The sequence below is a fragment of the Desulfurobacterium sp. genome (assembly GCF_027028515.1).
In the GTDB taxonomy this organism is placed as follows: domain Bacteria; phylum Aquificota; class Aquificia; order Desulfurobacteriales; family Desulfurobacteriaceae; genus Desulfurobacterium_A.
This window is the reverse complement of the sequence record NZ_JALVIW010000093.1, coordinates 1-2,584: the sequence shown is the minus strand read 5'-3', so window position 1 is coordinate 2,584 and position 2,584 is coordinate 1. Positions and strand designations below refer to the sequence as shown.

The 2,584-nt window shown below is 40.6% G+C and carries 3 protein-coding genes and 1 pseudogene; all 4 read left to right on the top strand.

Annotation, left to right across the window (positions count from 1 at the left end; all coding sequences use genetic code 11):
* Positions 1–77 precede the first annotated feature (77 nt).
* Positions 78–764, top strand: a complete 687-nt coding sequence (locus tag MV676_RS07820) for a nucleotidyl transferase AbiEii/AbiGii toxin family protein (protein ID WP_297446515.1) — start codon at positions 78–80, stop codon at positions 762–764.
* A 25-nt stretch (positions 765–789) separates the two neighbouring features.
* The gene (locus MV676_RS07815; RefSeq protein ID WP_297446513.1) at positions 790–939 is read left to right on the top strand and encodes a hypothetical protein; all 150 of its coding nucleotides are present in this window, start codon (positions 790–792) and stop codon (positions 937–939) included.
* Positions 940–943: 4 nt separating this feature from the next.
* On the top strand, positions 944–1,936 hold the full coding sequence (locus MV676_RS07810; RefSeq protein ID WP_297446510.1) for a hypothetical protein: 993 nt from the start codon (positions 944–946) through the stop codon (positions 1,934–1,936).
* A 69-nt stretch (positions 1,937–2,005) separates the two neighbouring features.
* A pseudogene (locus tag MV676_RS07805) lies at positions 2,006–2,584 on the top strand (hypothetical protein); the annotation flags it as partial.

Genomic DNA, 2,584 nt, shown 5'->3' with positions numbered 1-2,584 from the left:
AGAGGTATATAAAAAACAGCTACGTTTGCTTGATAAATTGAGCAGAAATTACTGGAAAGTAATATTGGGGATAAGCGATGAAGAATATAACAGACTTACAAGAGAAAACTTTAGATTTCGTTGTAAAATCTGGCCTTACTGAAGGATTCTATCTTGCGGGCGGAACAGCAATCATAATAAAGTATGCACATAGATACTCTGAAGATTTTGACTTTTTTTCTTTAGAAATCCCAGAAAGCTTTGAAAGGAAAGTTGAAAGGATAATGGAAACTGCACAAAAAGAAGGATGGAAAGTAGAATATGAGAAAAAATCTCCAGATACAGTTATATTTAGATTAAATTCTGTGAAATTCAGCTTTTTTGAATATCCTTATAGGCTTATAAGACCTTTTGATAAGAGATTTTTCCCGTTATTGCTGGCGTCAGATGAAGATATAGTTGCCATGAAATCAATAGCAATCATCCAAAGGGGAACCAAAAAGGATTTTTACGATTTTTATTTTCTTTTAAAAAAGAACAAGTGGGATTTTAATGATGTTATTAGAATATGTTATGAAAAATACGGGAATAACTTTATTACCCCTCTCTTTTTAAAAGCAGTTGTTTATTTTGAAGAGGCTGAGGTAGAGAGGTCTTATCCTGAGGTTGAAAAAGAATGGCAGAACGTTAAAAACTACCTTACGAAAGTGTCAAAGGACTTTATTTTCAGGAATAATCAGAAACCTAACAGCTCTGAAGATAGTTCTCTTGATTTTAAGCCATGAAAATTCGTCTCAGGAGGAATAAGAGATGATAGAGAAACGGGGTAAAATATTCGAAGGAGAGAAAAAAGAGATGGCTAACAGACCAGAAGAACTCCCCGTAGACCCAAAAGTAGAAACGGGGTGGAAACTGATTGAAATGATAGCAAGAGGCCAGATAAACGTGAACGGAGGGTAGGGTAATGGCCGGTATAGAAGAAACCGACCTTTCAGGAGTGAAGATAAATGGTAAAAGTTATATGAGTCCCTACACGAACTTTCGCTTTATATGGTCAGGCCCCCAGGTCTGGATGTGGAACGAATTCGTCAAGAACCCTGAGGCTCTGGCCGAATACTTTGAGGAAGGGAGATACCCCGCCGGAGCGTGGGAGAACGGAAAAGCCGTCCAGCTTGACTACCAGGTAAGGCGGGACTTTTACCTGAAACTTGACTACGCCAAGCGTGCCCTTGAGATAGCCTACGACGTCAAATACATAAGAGAAGAGCTTTTAAGCTGGTTCTTAAAGTTCTGGAGAGCATACAAGGAACCCATTGAAAAGGTCTTCCCTCAGTTTGACGACAGAAGCTACGCCAACCCTACTCTCCTTGAAAGACTTGCCGAGTGGTGTGCAAATACCGTCGCAAACACGTTCGTAAAATACGGCCCAAACGCTTTCTTCGTTCTTGTAAAGGGGATTTTGACGGGGATAAAGATTGATAACGGGTGGATGGAGGCACTTAAAAGCCTCTCAAAAGAGTATCCGGAACTATTAGATTACGATGAGTTTAAAAGGATTATTCAGGAAGAACTGCCGAAAAGTGATGAGTTGTATTATGAGTTGAAGGATTTTTATGCTAAATGGTATCAAAAATATGAACCTAAAGATGAAATGACACGTGCCAGATTAGACCTCTTAGGTTATCTTTATGGCGGAATACAAGGAAAAGCTTTTCATATAGCAAAAGACGATTTCTACAAAGAATTAGCTAAAGATATAGTCCATCAATATACAGTTAAATACTTGTCTAATGAAGAGGCTAACAGATTATTTAAGGAACTCCATTGGGCACTTGAATATCTCTGGGAACCTAACCAACAAATTGCTCCCTCTGAATACTTTGTAGGAACCAACCACGTTACTTGGGACTATATGCACAATCATCAACCAAAAGTCGGATATTCCTATGGCATTTAGTTTTCCCAAAAAGAATAAGAAAATTACTTGAACATAAGTAAAATTAAAAACAAAACTAAGGAGGATTAAATGGGACATCCTAAAGTTGAGGATAAAAGCCAACCCGAACACCCCGACACTCAACCCGAAACCCAACCCGAAACAAAACCCCGGCCTGCGGGGGAGAAGAAACAGACGCACGTTCACTTTTCAAAGTTTGAAGATACGAGAGCGAAGGCAGAGGCGGCTGTAAACGACATAGAGCTTAACTTTGAAAAGTATTACAACGCCGCAAGGCAGAAGGCAAAGGAATACGAAGAGCTTGCCCTGATGGTAAAGAAAGTCTTCGGCCTCAACCCCTACATCCCCGAAGAGGACAGGATACAGACGATGCTCTACCGCCTTGGTGCCCCCGAACTCCTTGAGGCATACAGGGAGTGCGTAAGGGCGGCCGAGATAGACAGAAAGGGAGCAGTAACGGAAGACTACTGCAACCAGCTCAAGTGGGACAGGATAAAGCAGGCGGTTGACAGGATAGATAAAGAGATAGACCAGATAATCAGCCGGACGGGAATGAACGATGTAATGCTTTTGGGACTTAACGGGGTTGCGGAGTGTTTAGAATTGGTTAATAAAAAACTCGACTCTCAGGAAGAAAAACAAACATGG

What these genes read in the sequence shown, in the direction of transcription:
- MV676_RS07810 (WP_297446510.1), top strand. Translation starts at nt 944, where the DNA reads ATGGCCGGTATAGAAGAAACCGACCTTTCAGGAGTGAAGATAAATGGT.
- MV676_RS07815 (WP_297446513.1), top strand. Translation starts at nt 790, where the DNA reads ATGATAGAGAAACGGGGTAAAATATTCGAAGGAGAGAAAAAAGAGATG.
- MV676_RS07820 (WP_297446515.1), top strand. Translation starts at nt 78, where the DNA reads ATGAAGAATATAACAGACTTACAAGAGAAAACTTTAGATTTCGTTGTA.